This window comes from Phycicoccus avicenniae (assembly GCF_050496545.1).
GTDB lineage: Bacteria > Actinomycetota > Actinomycetes > Actinomycetales > Dermatophilaceae > Phycicoccus > Phycicoccus avicenniae_A.
Genome location: NZ_JBNVZV010000013.1, coordinates 96,693 through 114,748, shown reverse-complemented (window position 1 = coordinate 114,748; position 18,056 = coordinate 96,693). Strand labels below are relative to the sequence as shown.

The window sequence follows — 18,056 nt, the reverse complement described above, 5'->3', positions numbered from 1 at the left end:
CGGGGGGGGGCCCGGCCCCCCGCCCCCCCCCCCCCCCCCCCCCCCCCCCCCGACCGGCCCCTCCGGGTCGCGATGGTGGGGCAGAAGGGTGCTCCGGCCACCTTCGGCGGCATCGAGCACCACGTCGAGGAGCTGGGAGCCCGGCTCGCGGAGCTGGGGGTCGAGGTCACGGTGTACTGCCGACGGTCCTACGCGTCCGAGTTTCCCCGAGAGCACCGGGGCATGCGGCTCGTCGTCACCCCCACCGTCGCGAGCAAGCACCTGGACGCCATCGTCCACAGCGTCACCTCGACCCTCCACGCGCTCGTCACCGGCACCGACGTCGTGCACTACCACGCGCCCGGCCCGGGGCTGGCGGCCCCGATCGCCCGGTACGCGTCACGGGCCGACGTCGTGCTCACCATCCACGGGCTCGACCACGAGCGGGCCAAGTGGGCAGGGGCGGCCCAGCGGGTGCTCGGCTTCGCCTACTGGATGAGCGGGAAGGTCCCCGACGCCGTCGTCACCGTGTCGCGCGCGCTCGCCGACCGGTACCGCGAGGACTCCGGGCGCCGCGCCACCTACATCCCCAACGGGGTCGCTCCCGCCCGCCGCGGCGAGCCGCTCGGGCGCCTCGCCACCGAGCACGGGCTCGAGCCCGGCCGGTACGCCCTGTTCGTCGGGCGGCTCGTGCCGGAGAAGCGGCCGGACCTGCTCATCGAGGCGGCCCGGTATCTCCCGGACGGCGTGAAGATGGTCCTCGTCGGCGACTCGTCGTTCAGCGACGAGTACGTGGCCGGCCTGCGCGAGGCGGCCGCCGGTGACGACCGCGTCGTGCTGCCGGGCTACCTGTACGGCCGCGAGCTGAGCGCGGTGTACGCCAACGCGGCCGTGTACGTCCAGCCCTCCGACGTCGAGGGTCTCCCCCTCACGCTGCTCGAGGCGCTCTCCCACGGCGTCCCCGTCGTGGCCAGCGACATCCCGCCGCACCGTGAGGTCGTCACCGCCTGCGGCTGCGGCGGCCACCGCACCTTTGCGGCCGGCGACGCCGAGCACCTCGGCCGCGAGCTGGTCACCGCCCTCCGGCGCGGTGAGGAGGCGGCCGAGGCCGTCGCCGACGACGCCGCCTCGCTGCTGGCGCCCTACGACTGGGACCTCGCCACCGGAGAGCTCCTGGCGCTGTACCGGGACCTCACCGGGCACCCCACGCCGGCCGTGGTGGCGCCGGCGGTCGTCCCCGTCGCCTCACCCCGGACCGCCGAGCGGGTGCCGGAGGCCGTCCTCGTCGGCGACCGGTCGGGGGGCTGAGTGCGGACCGACACCGGGGGGGCCGGTCGGGTCCTGCGCCGGGCCCGACGAGCGGTCCACGAGCGGCTGGCCCGTCCGGGCACCGTCCCGGTCGACGTCGCGGCGCTCGTCGCGCCGCTGCGCTACGACGTCGTGGTCCGGGCCCGGCTGTTCGACCTCCTGGCCGAGCACGCCGGCGCCCCCGAGCACGTGCTCGTCGAGGCCGCCTCGCACTCGGCGTACGCGACCTGGTTCGAGCACGTCGAGTGCGCCCGCTACTTCCCCGAGCTGCTCGCGGATCCCGAGGGACGCGAGCAGCGGTTCGCCGCGCGGGTGCGCGGAGCCGCGGCCCTGCTGCGCTCGGTGGAGGAGCGCGGCATCGACCGCTCCCACCCGGTCACGCTCATCACCGCGCCGGAGGGCACCGAGTCGGAGTCCGGGGCACCGGCGCTCGGCGGGCTGCACATCGGCGACGGGTGCCACCGGCTGGCCCTGCTGCTGCGGGCCGGGGCGACCCTCGAGCCGTGGATGTACAAGGTGCGGCCCAGCCTCGGGCCGCTCGTGGACAACACGGTCGTGCTCGCGGCGCGGGGGGCCCTCACCGAGTCCGAGTACGTGCGCTTCCTCGGCGCGCGCTTCCCCGTGGGGGCCGCGCGCACCGTGTCGAGGGCGTTGGCGACCGTCGAGGCGGTCGACGCCCAGGCGGCGCCGACCCTGCGGACGGTGATCGCGGCCCAGTGGCCGTCGGGCCCGGCCGCCGACTGAGTCGCGGCCGCGGGGGCGGGGGTCAGCGGGTGGCGTCCGGACCCACCGGCGTGGCGCCGGCGGGCTGGGGAGCGTCCTGCACTGCCGGCCGGTCCCCGTCAGCGGTGGCGTGCGGGCCGGGGTCGAACGCCCGGACGGTCGCGAACACGGCGGCCAGGAAGGCCCAGCCGACGATGATCCCGCCGATGATGTCGGTGAGCCAGTGCTGGTTGAGGCGCCCGCGGAAGTACGCCTCGGCGACGCCGAGCAGGAACACGACGGCGTAGCCCGCCCGCTGCCGGCCGCGCGACCACCCGCCGTAGTACGACGCGATGAACACGGCGGCGCCGGTGACGGTGATGATCCGCATGACGCCGCCGGACGGGAACGCCCCGACGTTGGTGCCGAGCAGCGAGATCGCGTCGCGGTCCCGGTCGACGATCGCCGCGACCCCGAACTGCATCACCCGCGAGACGATCCAGGTCAGCGGCAGCACCACGAGGGGCATCCACCACCGCTGGCCCCGCCGCCAGAGCCACACGGCGAGGACGATGGCCAGCACCGCGGCGAGCCGCTGCGTCTGCCAGACGTTGCCCATCTTCGTCAGTGTGGACAGCACGTCGGTCCACCCGTTGGTGCCGGCCCGGTCGATGGCGGCGAAGACCGGCTCGTCGACGAGGGTGGTCAGCGACTTGGCGACGAAGCCGACGAGGATGGAGAGCACGGTCACCCCCGCCAGCCACACCGCGGCGGTCCGCAGACCCGCCAGCCAACGCAACCCGGCGAGCCCCCGCTGCGAGGCCGGTGTCCTGTCCATGGCGTGACTCTAAATGTCCGTGACCTGCGGCGGGAAGGGTTCGGGCGGTTCGTCTCCACGGACGGACGGCCCCGGTCCTCCCGCCGTGCTGCGGGGGGACCGGGGCCGTCGATCCGGCGCGGACCGGTTACCTCACGTTGGCCTTGAGGCCGGTGTCGAAGACCGCGGCCTCCTCGACGGTGAAGTAGCCCCAGCTGGCGTGCTCGAACCAGCGGGCACCCATCCGGACGGCCTCGTCGGCGGCCGCGCGGGCGACCTCGGCGGTCGGCTTCGTGGTGCCGGCGGCGGTGCCGGGGGCGAGGGTGGCCTGGAGGGCGATCGGGCGGCCGAGGTCGGCGCGCTTGTGCATCCAGGAGTACAGGTTCGGCGCCGTGGTCAGGCTGGTGGCGGCGGCGGTGAAGTCGCCGGCTCCCCATCCGTAGTCGGTGAAGACGACGCGGTTGCCGTACTGGGCGTCCCAGGCGTTGGCCAGGCCGATGCCGTCGGCCCAGGTGCCCTTCTGCCCGCCGGCCACGGGGTAGGTGAACTGGCCGTGCAGGGGCATCTCGACCACGGTGTGCGGGAAGGCCTTGACGGTCGCGGACAGACCGGCGTTCTGGGCGGCGATCACCTTGTCCTTCGTGAGCCCGGCGGTGTACAGCGCGGCGCCGGAGGCGGTGCCGCCGGTGATCCACGGCTCGTCGTAGATGAGCGAGGTGCCGAACATGTTGACCGAGGCGATCCGCGGGTTGGCGTCGAACTTGGCGCCCAGGGCGGTCACGAAGCGCTGGTAGGCGCTCGTGTAGCGCGGGGTCCAGTACTGGCCGACGGTCGCGGTGATGCCGTCCTTGGCGTTGGTGACCGAGACGATGCCCGCGGCGTTCTTGAGCCACTGCGGGGCGAACTGGCCGCCCTGGACGTGTACGCGGACGACCAGGTTCGGGTCCGAGGCCAGCAGGTTGCTGATCGGCGCCCAGTTGTACACGCCCTCGGTGGGTTCCAGGTCGGACCAGCGGACCTTGAGCCACTGCTGGTTCACGCCACGGCGCAGGCGGTCCGTCGAGGTGGCGCCGTAGAGGCCGCCGTAGTTCGTCTTGGTGACGGGGACCGGTGTCGGGGTCGGCGTGGGGGTCGGCGTCGGCGTGGGCGTCGGCGTGGGCGTCGGCGTGGGGGTCGGCGTGGGCGTCGGCGTCGGGGTGGGGGTCGTCGTGGTGGTCGTCTTCTTCGCGACGACGACGAGACTGTCGAGCGACCACGTGCTGCCGGTGCTGGACGAGCTGCGCTGGCCGAGGACCGTGACGCGCGCGGTGTGGGTGCCCTGGGTGAGCGTCCGGCCCGTGTAGAGCAGCGCCTGCTGGCGCAGGGTGGGGGCGTAGGAGTCGATCACCGTGGCGGCGCCGCCGTCGACCGAGACGCTCGCCCGGCCGAGGGAGGGACCCTTGGGCCCGTAGAGGAGCAGCTGGGAGCCGGTCCACGTGATCACGGCGCTGGCGCTGCTCTGGGCGCTGTGCTGGGTGTTCTGGTACGCGGCCGAGCCGGTCGCGACCTGCCAGGTGCCCGCGTAGCGGAGGGCGGTCTGGCTGGTGCTCGTCGCCGAGTCGTCGACCTTCTGGACGGTCATGCCGTACGGCACCCGGACCAGGTCCGGGAAGGGGAGGGGGCGGGCGGCCGCACCGGCCGGGACGGCGATCCCGAGGGCGATGACGGCGAGCGAGCCGAGGGATGAGGCCGCGCGGCGGCGGCGAGGGGACAGAGGCGTGCCCATGGCTGACTACTTCCTTGGCGCCTCATGCGCGACTCCCCTGATGGTCTCTCGCATGTGACCGCGCGTGGCGCCTCGGGTGCAGGGACGCGATCTGGTATGGACGCTATTGCGGGGGTTCGCCTGTCCATGACCGAAACTGGGGTCATATCGGCCGTTCGGTCGAGCGTGAGGTGAAACACACGAGGCAACGGTCGACGAAACGCTAAGGACTTCGTCCGAACGGCCGATCGGAACCGGCGCCCTTCCTCCCCGGAGGGCCCGGTCGGGCCGGCTCGGTCCCCCTCGGTGCGTCCCACCGTTCGCGCCCACCGCGCGTCCCCCGGTGTCGGTGCGCGACCGTAAAATGGCACCGACATGCCCTCACTCACCTCGCTGCGCACCCGCGTCGCCGCGCTCCCCGGTCCCACCCGTCTCGCCGAGGCCCTCGCCGTGCCCTCGGCCGAGGTCGAGGCGAGCGCCCCGCCGGGTGCCCGGGCCGCCGTCGTGGCCGCCCTCGCCCCGCGCCCGTCCGGTGCCCCGCTGCTCGCGGTCACCGCCACCGGCCGCGAGGCCGAGGACCTGCACGCCGCCCTGTCCGCGCTCCTCGGCCCCGACGCGGTCGGCCACTTCCCCTCCTGGGAGACGCTCCCGCACGAGCGCCTCAGCCCGCGCAGCGACACCGTCGGACAACGACTCTCGGTCCTGCGTCGCCTCGCGCACCCGGATGCCGAGGACGCCTCGCACGGCGCTCTGGCCGTCGTCGTCGCCCCGGTGCGTGCCGTGCTCCAGCCGATCGCCAAGGGCCTCGGCGACCTGCGCCCCGTCGCACTGTCGGCCGGCCAGGAGGTGCCGCTGGAGCAGGTCGTCGAGGACCTCGCCGCCGCGGCCTATGCCCGGGTCGACCTCGTCGAGCGCCGGGGGGAGTTCGCCGTCCGCGGCGGCATCCTCGACGTCTTCCCGCCCACCGAGGAGCACCCGCTGCGCGTGGAGTTCTGGGGCGACACCGTCGAGGAGATCCGCTGGTTCAAGGTCGCCGACCAGCGCTCCCTCGAGGTCGCCGAGCACGGGCTGTGGGCCCCGCCGTGCCGCGAGCTGCTCCTCACGCCCGCCGTCCGCGATCGGGCGGCCGCGCTCGCCGACCAGCTGCCCGGTGTCGCCGACATCCTCGAGAAGCTCGCGCACGGCATCGCCGTGGAGGGCATGGAGTCCCTCGCCCCCGCCCTCGTCGACGGCATGCAGACCGTCCTCGAGGTGCTTCCCCCCGATGCCGTCCTCGTCGCCTGCGACCCCGAGCGGGTGCGCACCCGTGCCCACGACCTCGTCTCGACGAGCGAGGAGTTCCTGCAGGCCGGCTGGGCCAACGCGGCCGGTGGCAGCGCGGTCCCCATCGACCTCGAGTCCGTCCTCGGCACCGCCTCCTTCCACACCATCGCCGACCTGCGCGAGCAGGCGCGTGGCCTCGGGGTGCGGTGGCTCGACCTCACCCCGTTCGCCGGGGACGGCGAGGACGACACCCTCGACCTCGGCCTCACCGTGTCGCCGACCTTCCGCGGCAGCACCGAGGACGCCGTCGCCGAGCTGCGGCGCCTCGTCGCCGAGGACTGGACCGTGCTCGTCGCCACCGAGGGCCCGGGCCTGGCCAAGCGGGTCGCCGAGGTGCTGGGCGAGAACGAGGTGGCGAGCCGCCTCTCCGCCGGAGACCTCGAGCCCGAGCCGGGGGTCGTCACGGTCACCACGGGGGCGCTCGGCCACGGGTTCCTCGCCCCCGCCGAGCGGTTCGCGCTCGTCACCGAGTCCGACCTCACCGGCGCGGCCGCCGGCTCCGGCACCTCCACCAAGGACATGCGCCGGATGCCGTCCAAGCGGCGCAACCAGGTCGACCCGCTCCAGCTGCGACCCGGCGACTTCGTCGTCCACGAGCAGCACGGCGTCGGCCGCTTCGTCGAGATGATGCAGCGCACCGTGCAGGGCGCCACCCGCGAGTACCTCGTCCTCGAGTACGCGGCCTCCAAGCGCGGCCAGCCCGGGGACCGGCTCTACGTGCCCACCGACCAGCTCGACCAGGTCACCCGCTACGTCGGCGGCGAGCAGCCCACCCTCAACAAGATGGGTGGCTCGGACTGGCAGCAGACCAAGGGCCGGGCCCGCCGCTACGTCAAGCAGATCGCCGCCGAGCTGATCCGCCTCTACTCGGCCCGGATGGCCAGCAAGGGCCACGCGTTCGGCCCGGACACCCCGTGGCAGCGCGAGCTCGAGGACGCCTTCGCCCACGTCGAGACCCCCGACCAGCTGAGCACCATCGACGAGGTCAAGGCCGACATGGAGCGCGAGGTCCCGATGGACCGCCTCGTCTGCGGAGACGTCGGCTACGGCAAGACCGAGATCGCGGTGCGCGCGGCCTTCAAGGCCGTCCAGGACGGCAAGCAGGTGGCGGTGCTCTGCCCCACCACGCTGCTCGTCCAGCAGCACCTCAACACCTTCTCAGAGCGCTACGCCGGGTTCCCGGTGGTCGTCAAGGGGCTCTCCCGCTTCCAGACCGACGCCGACGCCAAGGCCGTCCTCGCGGGGCTCGCCGACGGCTCGGTCGACCTCGTCATCGGCACGCACCGGCTGCTCTCGAAGGAGGTGCGGTTCAAGGACCTCGGCCTCGTCGTCGTCGACGAGGAGCAGCGCTTCGGCGTCGAGCACAAGGAGCAGCTCAAGGCGATGCGCACCTCCGTCGACGTCCTCGCGATGTCGGCGACGCCGATCCCGCGCACCCTCGAGATGGCGGTGACGGGCATCCGCGAGATGTCAACCCTCGCAACGCCGCCGGAGGAGCGGCACCCGGTCCTGACCTACGTCGGCGCCTACGACGAGAAGACCGTCACGGCGGCCATCCGCCGCGAGCTGCTGCGCGAGGGCCAGGTCTTCCTCGTCCACAACAAGGTGTCGACCATCGAGAAGGCGGCGGCCCGCATCCGCGAGCTCGTGCCCGAGGCCCGGGTCGCCACCGCGCACGGGAAGATGGGCGAGCACAAGCTCGAGCAGGTCGTGGTCGACTTCTGGGAGAAGCGTTTCGACGTCCTCGTGTGCACGACCATCGTCGAGACCGGGCTCGACATCTCGAACGCCAACACCCTCCTCGTCGAGCGCGCCGACCGGCTCGGGCTCTCCCAGCTGCACCAGCTGCGCGGCCGCGTCGGTCGGGGGCGCGAGCGCGCGTACTCGTACTTCCTGTACCCGCCGGAGACCCCGCTCACCGAGACCGCCCTCGACCGGCTCCAGACCATCGCGAGCAACACCGACCTCGGCGCCGGCATGCAGGTCGCGATGAAGGACCTCGAGATCCGCGGCGCCGGCAACCTGCTCGGCGGTGAGCAGTCCGGGCACATCGCCGGGGTCGGGTTCGACCTCTACGTGCGGCTGGTCGGCGAGGCCGTCGCGTCCTTCCGTGGGGAGGGCGAGGAGGCGCCGGCCGAGATCAAGATCGAGCTGCCGGTCGATGCCCACCTGCCGCACGACTACGTGCCGCACGAGCGGCTGCGGCTCGAGATGTACAAGAAGCTGGCCGCCGTCGTCGACGAGCAGCAGCTCGCCGAGATCGAGGGCGAGCTCGTCGACCGCTACGGCACGGTGCCCGAGCCGGTGCGCAACCTGCTCGAGGTGGCCCGGCTGCGCACCGTCGCCCGGGCGGCCGGCATCGCCGACATCTCGGTCCAGGGCCAGCACGTGCGCTTCGGGCCGGTCGACCTGCGCGAGAGCCAGCAGCTGCGGCTGAACCGGCTCTTCCCGAAGTCCATCCTCAAGGCGGCCACCGGCTCGATGCTCGTGCCCGCGCCCAAGACGGCTCCCGTCGGTGGCCGACCCCTGCGCGACCGTGACATCCTCGACTGGGCCGCGGCGGTGGTGCGCTCCGTCGTCATGGACAATGTGGGCGAGGCCGCCCGTGCCGCGACCGCCCCCGCCCGGGGGTGACCCGATGAAAGGACTGCTCGTGACCCTCCCGGTTCGCCGCGTCGCCGCGGCGCTCGCCCTGGGCGCCGCCCTCGTCACCGCCGGCTGCGGCACCACCGAGGCCGGCCGGGCCGCCACGGTCGACGGCCGCGTCATCACCCAGGACCAGGTCGCCACCGCGCAGGCCGAGATCAACAAGGCCTTCCCGAACGCCAACCTCAGCAGCTCGGCCGTGCTCGCGCGGCTCATCAACGCGCCCTACCAGCTCGACTTCGTCGCGCAGCAGGGCAGCCCGCAGTCCGAGTCGGTCGCTCGCGCCAACTTCCCCGCCGGCACCGACCCCTCGCCCGAGGCGGTCGAGGTCCTGCGCGGCGAGCTCGCCATCGCCTACCTCCAGCAGGCGGGCGTCTCCATCCCGATGGCGGTCTTCGAGAAGCTGAAGGTCGAGGTCAACCCGCGCTACGGCACCTACGACCCCTCGACCGCCTCGCTCACGCCGACGACGCCCAGCTGGATCAAGCCCGCCGGCGCCCCTGCCGCGAAGTGAGCACCGGGCGGCTCGCCCTCCTCGTCACCTCACCCCGCGTCGCCCCGGGGCTGCTCTCCCACGCCGCGTGGTCCGCGGTGGCCGGTGCCGACCGGCGCCTGGCGCGCAGCGCCGACGAGCCGCTCGTCGAGGCCCTCGCGGACGCCGGGGTCGAGGTCGAGTGCGTCGGTGAGGTGCCGCCCCCCGCGCTGGCCCGCCGGCTCGTGGAGCTGGCCGGCACGGAGGCGGTGGTCTGGCTGGGGTCCGCCGACGCCGATCCCGGGCTGTCCGACGCCGTCGCCACCGAGGTCTCCCGGCTCGAGGTGCCGCCGGACGTCGAGCTCGTCGTCGGGTCCTGGGACGTGCAGGGCGGCCGGCTGCTCGACGTCGTCGCCGCGATGGACCGGCTGCGCTCGCCCGGTGGGTGCCCGTGGGACGCCGAGCAGACGCACGCCTCGCTCGCGCCGTACCTCGTCGAGGAGGCCCACGAGGTGCTCGAGGCCATCGAGCTCGGCGACCCGCGCGCGTTGGCCGAGGAGCTCGGCGACGTGCTGCTGCAGGTGGTCTTCCACGCCCGGGTGGCCGAGGACGCGGGGGAGGACGCCTTCGACGTCGACACCGTGGCCGGTCTCCTCGTCGAGAAGCTCGTGCGGCGGCATCCGCACGTGTTCGCCGACGGCGCGGCGGCCACACCCGACGAGGTCGAGCAGGAGTGGGAGCGGATCAAGGCCGAGGAGAAGCCGGCCGCCTACGCCGAGGACCTCCTCCACGGCGTCCCGGCGTCGCTGCCCGCCGAGCTGGCGGCCACCAAGGTCCTGGCCCGGCTGCGGCGCCGCGGCCTGGTCGCCGACGACGCCGCCCGCACCGAGCTCGACGAGGCCCGGGCGGCCCTCGCCGCCGCCGAGGCCCGCACCCGGGCCGCCCTGGCCGATCTCGCAGCCGGCGCCCACCCCGAGGCCTGACGGCACACCCGGCGCCTGGTCCCTACCGCGCGTCCACCGCGCCGGGGCGGCCCTCCCACCACGCCTGCGCCGCGGTGTCGAGGGCGGCGAGCTCGTCGTCGGCCATCCCGTAGGTCGTGAGCACGGCCATCGCCGTGTTCCTCGCGGGGATGTGTGCGGTGACCAGCAACCCGTCCCCCCACGCGGGCACGCGCGTACCGACCTGCTGCTGGGAGCGGAACCACGTCGAGCCGTCGGCGAGGCCGGCCGGGTCGGGTGCCTCGCCGGGGCCGGCGAGGAAGAGCGTGCGTCGCGGCGCGTCGCGGTGGTGCTCAAGGGCGAACCGGAGCTGGTGGAGGAAGGTCACCCAGCCCTCGGTGATGTCGTCGTAGTAGGCCGCCCACTCGTCGTCGTCCGAGACCGGTGGGCGGGTCAGCCGGACCCGGGTCGCGTCGCCGTCGGGCAGGAGCTCGAGCCGGTCGCCGCCCCCGAGGGTGAGGGTGTGGGCGGCGCCGTCCTCGACCACCTCGTCGGAGAAGTAGATCTGCCCGATCTCGTCGTCCAGGCCCTCGGCCTCCCACCCGTGCCAGTGGTGGACCCGCTCCCGGTCGCGCAGGGCCTGCCAGACCTCGGCCACCGGGGCGGCGATGGTCACGACGAGCACCGGGGTGTCGTCGGGGTCGCTGGGGTGAGGGGTCATCGTGCGGCTCCCGGGTGGGTGAAGGCGACGAGCCGGTGGCGCCGGCCGCGCGGGGTGTCGTAGCGGGTGACGAGGTCCTGGAGGAGGGCGGTGAGCTCGTCGGTGAAGTCGCGGACGGCCGCGGGGGAGGCGAAGCGGGCCTCGACCTCGACCGTGGCGGTGAGCAGGCGGGTGCCCTCCGCCTCGGCGGCGGCCTGCATCCGGCTCACGTCGCGGACCGCGTCGGCCGCGGCGCCGACGAGGTGGTCGGCGGCGAAGCGGTCGGCGACCCGCTCGAAGTCGTCGGACACGAGGCCGGGGTCGATGACGAACCCCGGCCGGGCCCGCAGCACGCGCTCGCGGAAGCCGCGGCGCTGGCGCTCCTCGACGAGCTCGACCAGGCCGGCGGCCTCGAGCGCGCGCAGGTGGTAGTTGACGTTCTGGCGGGAGAGCCCGAGGGCCGCCGCGAGCTCGGGGGCGGAGGCGGGCTCGCGCAGGTGGGCGAGCAGCCGCCGCCGCACGGGGGAGAGGGCGGCGCGGACCGCCTCCGGCTCGTCGATGAGGGTGGGCACGGCTCGATGGTCCAATGGACAGGAAATCCTGTCAAGTGGTCAGGTCGCTCGCGTCGCTTGCTTTGGATGTGCAAGATCGCTTAACGTCTGCAACGTGAGTCTGACTGCGCGGGAGCGGGAGATCGTCGCGCTGCTGCGCGCCGAGCCGCTGCTCGACGCCTCCGCCCTCGCCGAGCGCCTCGGCTCGACCCGCGCGGCGGTGTCGGTGCACCTGAGCAACCTCACCCGCAAGGGGGTGCTCCTCGGCCGCGGCTACCTCGTCCGGCCGGAGGCGCAGTCCGTGCTGGTCGTCGGGGGAGCGGTGCTCGACGCGAAGATGCGGATCTCGGTGCGCCCGGTCATCGGGTCGAGCAACCCCGGGGTCTCGACCTCGGCCGTCGGCGGGGTGGGACGCAACATCGCCGAGAACCTCGCCCGGCTCGGCAGCCCCACCGTGCTCGTGGCGGCCGTCGGCGACGACCTCGCGGGGCGCACCGTGGCCGCACGCACCGAGGCCGCGGGGGTCGACTGCCGCCACCTCGTCACCTCGACCTACCCCACGGGCACCTACGCCGCCGTCCTCGACGACGAGGGGGACCTGCTCGTCGCCGTCGCCGACATGCGCGCCACCGACGAGCTGACCGTCGGCGAGCTCGGCGTCGTCCCGTCGCTCCTCGAGGGTGCCGACGCCGTCGTCGTCGACGCCAACGTGAGCCCGACCGTGGTGCGCTGGGTCCTGGCGGCCGCCGCCGAGGCCGGCGTGGTGGGCGTCTTCGAGCCGGTGTCGGTGGCCAAGGCCACCGAGGCCGCCGCGGTCTTCGACGGCACCGTCCCGGTCCACACCGTCACCCCGAACCTCGACGAGCTCGCGGCCCTCGTGGGGCGGCACGTCGACCCGGAGGTCGACGGGGTCGTCGAGGCGGCCGGCATCCTCCACGACCGCGGCGTCGAGCACGTCTGGGTGCGTCGCGGGACCCGCGGCAGCCTGCTCTCCGTCGCGCCCCGGCCCACGGCCGAGGACCCGGCGCCGGAGCGGCGCGTCTACCTCGTCAGCGCACCACCGACCTCGGTCGCCGACGTCACGGGGGCCGGTGACGCGATGACCGCCGGCTACGTGCACTCCCTGCTCGCGGGCGACGGCGTCGTCGAGGCCGCCCGCTTCGGCCAGGTCCTCGCCGCGCTGACGGTGGCTTCCCCCGACACCGTCCGCCCCGACCTGACCCCCGCGCTCGTCGCGGCCCACCTCACGCCCGACCAGCCGTCCACCGAGGAGCGTTCCGCATGACCACCGCCAGCCCGGCCACCCCGCACCCGATGCTCGCCGTCGCGCCCGAGGTGCGCGAGGCGCTCGCCGCCGGCCGCCCGGTCGTCGCGCTCGAGTCGACGATCATCAGCCACGGCATGCCGTACCCCTCGAACGTGGCCATGGCCCGCGAGGTCGAGCAGATCGTCCGCGACCACGGAGCCGTCCCGGCGACCATCGCGATCCTCGACGGCCGCCCGACCGTCGGCCTCTCCGACGACCAGCTCGAGCTCTTCGGTGCCGACGGCGGCATCCGCAAGGTGAGCGTCCGCGACCTCCCGCACGTGGTCGCCACCGGGGTGCACGGCGCCACGACGGTCGCCAGCACCATGCGGATCGCGGCGCTGGCGGGCATCCGGGTCTTCGTCACCGGCGGGCTCGGCGGCGTGCACCAGGGCGCCGAGACCTCGATGGACGTCTCGGCCGACCTCACCGAGCTGGCCCGCACCGAGGTCGCGGTCATCTCGGCCGGCGTGAAGTCGATCCTCGACATCGGCCGCACCCTCGAGGTGCTCGAGACCCTCGGGGTGCCGGTCGTCGGCTACGGCACCGACGAGTTCCCCTCGTTCTTCTCGCGCTCCAGCGGCCTGCCCGTGCCGATGCGCGTCGACACCCCCGAGCAGGTCGCCGCCCTGATGCGTGCGTCCTTCGGGCTGGGGCTGGGCAGCGGGATCTCGATCGCCAACCCGGTGCCCGAGGCCGACGAGATGCCCCGCGCCGACATCGACGCGGTCATCGAGCGGGCCCTCGCCGACTGTGCCGAGCGCGGCATCACCGGCAAGGACATCACGCCGTACCTGCTCGGCCGGCTCGTCGAGCTGTCCGACGGGCGGTCGCTGAACACCAACCTCGCGCTCGTGCGGAACAACGCCGTCGTCGGCACCGCCATCGCCGTCGCGTACGCCGCCGGCGCCTGAGCGCGGGACGGGGCGGCCCGCGCGGTCACGCCAGCGGAGCCTCCTTCCCGCGCTCGAGCCCCGTGCAGGCGGCTCCCGTGCCGGAAGGCGGCTCGCATCAGACGGAGGCCGCGGCGGCGAGCGCGGCGCGGACCCGTGCCAGGACGACGGCCGGTTGCCGGAGCTCGGACCAGAGCACCCGCACGACGCGGTACCCCGCATCGCGCAGCCGCTCCTCGCGCCGCTTCTCGCGCGCCAGCGCCTCCCGTCCGTCGGCCCCCTCGTACTTGACCATCCCGTCGAACTCGACGACGACCCGGTCACCGACCAGCAGGTCGACCCGCCCGATGTGACCGTCGGCGTCGAAGAGGTCGACCTGCGAGCGGACCGGGACCCCGAGCCCCGACAGCAGGATCCGCGTGCGGGACTCGCCGGGCGACTCGGCAGCACCGTCCGCGAGCCGCAGGGCCTCGCGGGCCCGGCCGATGCCCGTCCGCTCACCGAGGGCCTCGATGGCGGCCTCCAGCTCGGCGGTCGAGCAGGCCGTCGCGTGCAGGGCGCCGTCCATCGACACCACGCCGGACTCGACGCCGCTCGCGCACGCCAGCACGGCGCAGGCGTGCGCGACGGGGACGGCGGGCAGCCCGGTCGCCTCGACGAGGTCGGTCTCCAGCCGGTGCACATGGGTGCCGCCCCGCCGCTTGCTCGTCCCGACCTCGGCGGCGACGTCGACGAGCGCGAGGTCGACGCCGTGCACCGGCAACCCGTGCAGGACGCCCGCCGCGTGGTGGGAGGCGGCCCAGCCCGGTCGGGCCGTGAGCACGCCGCGGACGAGGAAGCGGTAACGGACCCACGGGGTCGCGGACTGCCAGGTCGCGTGCTCGACGTAGATCCCTCGGCGCACGCGCTGCAGCCGGCCGCCTGCCGTCGCGCGCCGCAGGTCGTCGTCGGTGAGGCCCGCCGCGGTCGCGGCCCGGGTCGTCAGGACGCCGGACCCGGTGGCGAGGAGGCGGTCGAGATCGGGCACCGGTCCACTGTGCCCACGTCCCGCCGGACGGCCGCGGGGTTCTCCACAGGCCCGGTCGAGCCGGGTTCCCGGGCGGGAGCCGGTTCCCGGGGGCTCGCGCGCAGGAAGGCGGCTCGCGCGTCCACCTGGGTCGGGGCGGAGGCAGGGCGTCCGGGGAGCGGGTCGGTCCCCGGTGACCCTCGCCCGCCCGGCTACGCTCGGGAGGAAACCTGTTCCTCCCCTCCCAGGAGTTCCCCGTGGCCAGCATCGAGGCAGTAGGCGCGCGCGAGATCCTCGACTCGCGCGGCAACCCCACCGTCGAGGTCGAGGTCGCCCTCGACGACGGCACCGTCGCCCGCGCGGCCGTCCCCAGTGGCGCCTCCACCGGCGCCTTCGAGGCCGTCGAGCGCCGGGACGGCGACAAGAACCGCTACGGCGGCAAGGGTGTCGAGAAGGCGGTCGACGCCGTCATCGACGAGCTCGGCCCCAAGCTGCTCGGCTTCGAGGCCAGCGAGCAGCGCCTCGTCGACGCCGAGATGCTCGCCATCGACGGCAGCGCGAACAAGGAGAAGATCGGCGCCAACGCCATCCTCGGCGTCTCGCTCGCCGTGGCCCGTGCCGCCGCCGACTCCGCCGACCTGCCGCTCTTCCGCTACGTCGGCGGCCCGAACGCGCACGTCCTGCCCGTGCCGATGATGAACATCCTCAACGGCGGCAGCCACGCCGACTCCAACGTCGACATCCAGGAGTTCATGATCGCGCCGATCGGCGCCGAGACCTTCCGCGAGGCCCTGCGCTGGGGCACGGAGGTCTACCACGAGCTCAAGGCCGTCCTCAAGGAGAAGGGCCTGGCCACCGGGCTCGGCGACGAGGGCGGCTTCGCCCCGAACCTCGAGTCCAACCGCGCGGCGCTCGACCTCATCGTCGAGGCGATCGGTCGGGCCGGCTACACCCCCGGTGAGCAGATCGCCCTCGCGCTCGACGTCGCGGCCTCCGAGTTCCACGAGGACGGCTCGTACACCTTCGAGGGTGGCTCCAAGACCTCCGCCGAGATGGTCGACTACTACGCCGAGCTCGTCGCGGCCTACCCGCTCGTCTCTATCGAGGACCCGCTGGACGAGTCCGACTGGGACGGCTGGAAGGCGATGACCGACCGCCTCGGAGCGCAGGTCCAGCTCGTCGGCGACGACCTGTTCGTCACCAACCCCGAGCGCCTCGCCCGCGGCATCGAGACCGGCACGGCCAACGCACTCCTGGTGAAGGTCAACCAGATCGGCTCGCTCACCGAGACCCTCGACGCCGTCGACCTCGCGCACCGCAACGGCTACCGCTGCATGATGAGCCACCGCTCCGGCGAGACCGAGGACGTCACCATCGCCGACCTCGCGGTCGCCACCAACTGCGGCCAGATCAAGACCGGCGCACCGGCCCGCTCCGAGCGAGTCGCGAAGTACAACCAGCTGCTGCGCATCGAGGAGGAGCTCGACGACGCCGCGGTCTACGCCGGCGCGGGCGCCTTCCCGCGGTTCACCGCCGGCCGGGCCTGAGCCCCAGGACGCCGGGGGAGCAGCCGATGGCCACGAGCCGCAGCACCGGACCCGCAGCGCGCCCACCGCGCCGCGGGTCCGCGGCGCGCCCGTCGGCGTCCTCCCGCACGTCGGGGTCCGCGCGGGGGACGGGCAGCCGCGGCCCCTCCCGTCCGGCGTCCGCGTCGCCCCGCCCCTCCAAGGCGTCGACGACCACGGCGAAGGTGGTGCGCCGCACCCCCTCCGGCTGGCGCGGGCGGGTCGGCGGCGCAGCCTCGAACCGGATGCTGCGCCGCGGCGTCGTCCTCGCCACGATCGGCGTCTTCATCGTGGTGCTGCTCGCATCGTCCGTGGCGGCGTGGGTGCACCAGCGCGGGCAGATCGCCGCCCTTCGTGACAAGGTCGCGACGCAGCAGGCCGACGTCGCCGAGCTGCGCGCCGAGCGCGAGCGCTGGGAGGACCCCGCGTACGTCGAGCAGCAGGCGCGCCAGCGGCTGAAGTTCGTCCGGCCGGGGGAGCGAGCCTTCACCGTCCTCGACCCCGAGCCGCAGACGCCGGGTGCTGCGGCCGCGGTGGGTCCCGGTGCGGCAGAGCAGAAGTCGACCCTGCCGTGGTACTCCACCGTGTGGCAGTCGGTCCGCACGGCCGACGCCCCCGGGGCGGTGCGGTGAGCGGTCCGGAGCGGCCACCGGTCGCGCAGGCGGACCTCGACGCCGTCACCCGTCAGCTCGGCCGCGAGGCGCGAGGCGTCGTCGAGGTGGCGCACCGTTGCCCCTGCGGCGACCCCGACGTCGTGCGCACCGAGCCCCGTCTGCCCGACGGCACCCCCTTCCCGACCTCGTTCTACGCCACGTGTCCTCGCCTCACGGGCGCCCTCTCCACGCTCGAGAGCCGCGGCGTCATGAAGGAGATGTCCGACCGGCTCGAGGCCGACCCCGAGCTGCGGGCCGGCTACGAGCGGGCCCACGCGGACTACCTGGCGCGGCGGGCCGAGCTCGGCGACGTCCCGGAGGTCGCCGGCATCTCGGCCGGTGGGATGCCCACCCGCGTCAAGTGCCTGCACGTGCTGGCGGCCCACTCGCTCGGGGCCGGGCCGGGCGTCAACCCCCTGGGCGACGAGGCGCTGGAGCTCCTCGGTCCCTGGTGGGACCGCGCCCCCTGCTCGGAAACGCTTGCGGGAGAGGGTCAGTGACGCGCAGGGTCGGTGCCGTCGACTGCGGCACGAACTCGATCCGCCTGCTCGTCGCCGACGTCGGTGACGACGGCCTGCTCACCGACGTCGACCGGCGCACCGAGGTGGTCCGCCTCGGTCAGGGCATCGACCGCACCGGGGTCATCGGCGCCGAGGCCATGGAGCGCACGCTCGCCATGAGCCGCGAGTACGCCGCCCGGTGCCGAGAGCTGGGCGCGGAGGCGGTCCGCTTCGTCGCCACCTCGGCCTCGCGCGACGCCCGCAACGCCGAGGAGTTCGTGGCCGGCGTCCGCGAGGCCTTCGGGGACCTCGACGTCGCGCCCGAGGTCGTGGCCGGTGACGTCGAGGCCCGCCTGTCCTTCACCGGCGCCACCGGCGACCTGCGGCGCCGGGGCATCGACGGCCCCTACCTGGTCGTCGACCTCGGTGGCGGCTCCACCGAGCTGGTCCGCGGCACCGACGACGTCGAGGCCGGCCGCTCCGTCGACATCGGCTGCGTCCGGATGACCGAGCGGCACCTCGCCGGCGACCCGCCCACCGACGACGAGGTCGCGGCCGAACGCGCGGACATCGCGGACGCCCTCGCCGAGGCCGAGCGCGTCGTCGACCTCGGCGACCTCGGTGCCGTCGTCGGGCTGGCCGGGAGCATCACGACCGTCACGGCGCACGCCCTCGGGCTGGACCGGTACGACCGCGACGCCATCCACCTGGCCGAGGTCCCCCTCGACCTGCACCGGGTGGCCTGCCGCGACCTGCTGGGGATGCCCCGGGTCGAGCGCGGGGCCCTGCCGTACATGCACCCCGGCCGGGTCGACGTCATCGGGGCCGGCGCGCTGGTGTGGCACGAGGTGCTCGCCCGGGTGGCTCTGCGCTCGCCCGGCGTGCGCGTCGTCACGAGCGAGCACGACATCCTCGACGGCATCGCCCTCTCGGTCGCCGGCTGACGCCGA

At 74.4% G+C, this 18,056-nt stretch carries 17 protein-coding genes; 11 read left to right on the top strand and 6 right to left on the bottom strand.

What is annotated here, in order from left to right:
• Positions 1-75 precede the first annotated feature (75 nt).
• Together ACQZ2A_RS12575 and ACQZ2A_RS12570 are read left to right on the top strand one after the other, a co-directional pair.
• Positions 76-1,287, top strand: coding sequence for a glycosyltransferase family 4 protein (locus tag ACQZ2A_RS12575; RefSeq protein ID WP_430211481.1), 1,212 nt, complete (start codon positions 76-78; stop codon positions 1,285-1,287).
• Positions 1,288-2,031, top strand: a complete 744-nt coding sequence (locus ACQZ2A_RS12570; protein ID WP_430211478.1) for a hypothetical protein — start codon at positions 1,288-1,290, stop codon at positions 2,029-2,031. It begins immediately after the preceding gene.
• 22 nt (positions 2,032-2,053) lie between these two features.
• Here ACQZ2A_RS12570 and ACQZ2A_RS12565 read toward each other — a convergent pair whose 3' ends face one another.
• Entirely contained in the window at positions 2,054-2,827 is a 774-nt protein-coding gene (locus tag ACQZ2A_RS12565; RefSeq protein WP_430211475.1) for a phosphatase PAP2 family protein, read from the bottom strand.
• Positions 2,828-2,954: 127 nt separating this feature from the next.
• Positions 2,955-4,571, bottom strand: coding sequence for a hypothetical protein (locus tag ACQZ2A_RS12560; RefSeq protein WP_430211474.1), 1,617 nt, complete (start codon positions 4,569-4,571; stop codon positions 2,955-2,957).
• A gap of 354 nt (positions 4,572-4,925) precedes the next feature.
• Here ACQZ2A_RS12560 and mfd point away from each other — a divergent pair, with 354 nt between their 5' ends.
• Genes mfd through ACQZ2A_RS12545 form a run of 3 tightly spaced genes read left to right on the top strand, consistent with a single transcriptional unit; the run spans position 4,926 to position 9,974 of the window.
• Complete coding sequence (gene mfd / locus ACQZ2A_RS12555; protein ID WP_430211471.1) at positions 4,926-8,507, top strand: transcription-repair coupling factor; 3,582 nt, start codon at positions 4,926-4,928, stop codon at positions 8,505-8,507.
• Between the two features lie 19 nt (positions 8,508-8,526).
• The gene (locus tag ACQZ2A_RS12550; protein WP_430211469.1) at positions 8,527-9,033 is read left to right on the top strand and encodes a hypothetical protein; all 507 of its coding nucleotides are present in this window, start codon (positions 8,527-8,529) and stop codon (positions 9,031-9,033) included.
• Positions 9,030-9,974 (top strand): MazG family protein, encoded by a 945-nt coding sequence (locus ACQZ2A_RS12545; RefSeq protein WP_430211466.1) that lies wholly within the window; start codon positions 9,030-9,032, stop codon positions 9,972-9,974. Before ACQZ2A_RS12550 ends, ACQZ2A_RS12545 begins: the two co-directional genes overlap by 4 nt.
• A gap of 22 nt (positions 9,975-9,996) precedes the next feature.
• Here the strand turns inward: ACQZ2A_RS12545 and ACQZ2A_RS12540 are convergent, their stop codons facing one another.
• Together ACQZ2A_RS12540 and ACQZ2A_RS12535 are read right to left on the bottom strand one after the other, a co-directional pair.
• On the bottom strand, positions 9,997-10,653 hold the full coding sequence (locus tag ACQZ2A_RS12540; protein ID WP_430211464.1) for an SRPBCC family protein: 657 nt from the start codon (positions 10,651-10,653) through the stop codon (positions 9,997-9,999).
• On the bottom strand, positions 10,650-11,204 hold the full coding sequence (locus tag ACQZ2A_RS12535) for an ArsR/SmtB family transcription factor (RefSeq protein ID WP_430211462.1): 555 nt from the start codon (positions 11,202-11,204) through the stop codon (positions 10,650-10,652). Before ACQZ2A_RS12535 ends, ACQZ2A_RS12540 begins: the two co-directional genes overlap by 4 nt.
• Before the next feature lie 94 nt (positions 11,205-11,298).
• Between ACQZ2A_RS12535 and ACQZ2A_RS12530 the strand changes: the two genes are divergently transcribed.
• Together ACQZ2A_RS12530 and ACQZ2A_RS12525 are read left to right on the top strand one after the other, a co-directional pair.
• On the top strand, positions 11,299-12,468 hold the full coding sequence (locus tag ACQZ2A_RS12530) for a PfkB family carbohydrate kinase (RefSeq protein WP_430211461.1): 1,170 nt from the start codon (positions 11,299-11,301) through the stop codon (positions 12,466-12,468).
• Positions 12,465-13,403: a pseudouridine-5'-phosphate glycosidase gene (locus ACQZ2A_RS12525; protein WP_430211458.1), complete on the top strand. Its 939-nt coding sequence runs from the start codon at positions 12,465-12,467 to the stop codon at positions 13,401-13,403. The genes ACQZ2A_RS12530 and ACQZ2A_RS12525 overlap by 4 nt, the downstream gene beginning before the upstream one ends.
• Positions 13,404-13,500: 97 nt before the next feature.
• Here the strand turns inward: ACQZ2A_RS12525 and ACQZ2A_RS12520 are convergent, their stop codons facing one another.
• Complete coding sequence (locus ACQZ2A_RS12520) at positions 13,501-14,409, bottom strand: type IV toxin-antitoxin system AbiEi family antitoxin domain-containing protein (protein ID WP_430211455.1); 909 nt, start codon at positions 14,407-14,409, stop codon at positions 13,501-13,503.
• Positions 14,410-14,645: 236 nt separating this feature from the next.
• On the opposite strand from ACQZ2A_RS12520, the gene eno reads away from it, so the two are divergent.
• The gene (eno, locus tag ACQZ2A_RS12515) at positions 14,646-15,935 is read left to right on the top strand and encodes a phosphopyruvate hydratase (RefSeq protein ID WP_430211452.1); all 1,290 of its coding nucleotides are present in this window, start codon (positions 14,646-14,648) and stop codon (positions 15,933-15,935) included.
• Here the strand turns inward: eno and ACQZ2A_RS12510 are convergent.
• The gene (locus ACQZ2A_RS12510) at positions 15,916-16,152 is read right to left on the bottom strand and encodes a hypothetical protein (RefSeq protein ID WP_430211449.1); all 237 of its coding nucleotides are present in this window, start codon (positions 16,150-16,152) and stop codon (positions 15,916-15,918) included. The genes eno and ACQZ2A_RS12510 overlap by 20 nt on opposite strands.
• Between ACQZ2A_RS12510 and ACQZ2A_RS12505 the strand changes: the two genes are divergently transcribed.
• Genes ACQZ2A_RS12505 through ACQZ2A_RS12495 form a run of 3 tightly spaced genes read left to right on the top strand, consistent with a single transcriptional unit; the run spans position 16,142 to position 18,050 of the window.
• Positions 16,142-16,585, top strand: coding sequence for an FtsB family cell division protein (locus ACQZ2A_RS12505; RefSeq protein ID WP_430211446.1), 444 nt, complete (start codon positions 16,142-16,144; stop codon positions 16,583-16,585). The two genes, ACQZ2A_RS12510 and ACQZ2A_RS12505, sit on opposite strands and share 11 nt — an antisense overlap.
• Entirely contained in the window at positions 16,582-17,106 is a 525-nt protein-coding gene (locus tag ACQZ2A_RS12500; RefSeq protein WP_430211443.1) for a DUF501 domain-containing protein, read from the top strand. Before ACQZ2A_RS12505 ends, ACQZ2A_RS12500 begins: the two co-directional genes overlap by 4 nt.
• A complete protein-coding gene (locus ACQZ2A_RS12495; protein WP_430211441.1) occupies positions 17,103-18,050 on the top strand; it encodes an exopolyphosphatase in 948 nt (315 codons plus the stop codon). The genes ACQZ2A_RS12500 and ACQZ2A_RS12495 overlap by 4 nt, the downstream gene beginning before the upstream one ends.
• Positions 18,051-18,056 lie beyond the last annotated feature (6 nt).

Bases quoted from the DNA above. Each gene is read 5' to 3' on its own strand.
- ACQZ2A_RS12565 (WP_430211475.1), bottom strand. From the start codon at position 2,827: ATGGACAGGACACCGGCCTCGCAGCGGGGGCTCGCCGGGTTGCGTTGG.
- ACQZ2A_RS12560 (WP_430211474.1), bottom strand. From the start codon at position 4,571: ATGGGCACGCCTCTGTCCCCTCGCCGCCGCCGCGCGGCCTCATCCCTC.
- mfd (WP_430211471.1), top strand. From the start codon at position 4,926: ATGCCCTCACTCACCTCGCTGCGCACCCGCGTCGCCGCGCTCCCCGGT.
- ACQZ2A_RS12540 (WP_430211464.1), bottom strand. From the start codon at position 10,653: ATGACCCCTCACCCCAGCGACCCCGACGACACCCCGGTGCTCGTCGTG.
- ACQZ2A_RS12525 (WP_430211458.1), top strand. From the start codon at position 12,465: ATGACCACCGCCAGCCCGGCCACCCCGCACCCGATGCTCGCCGTCGCG.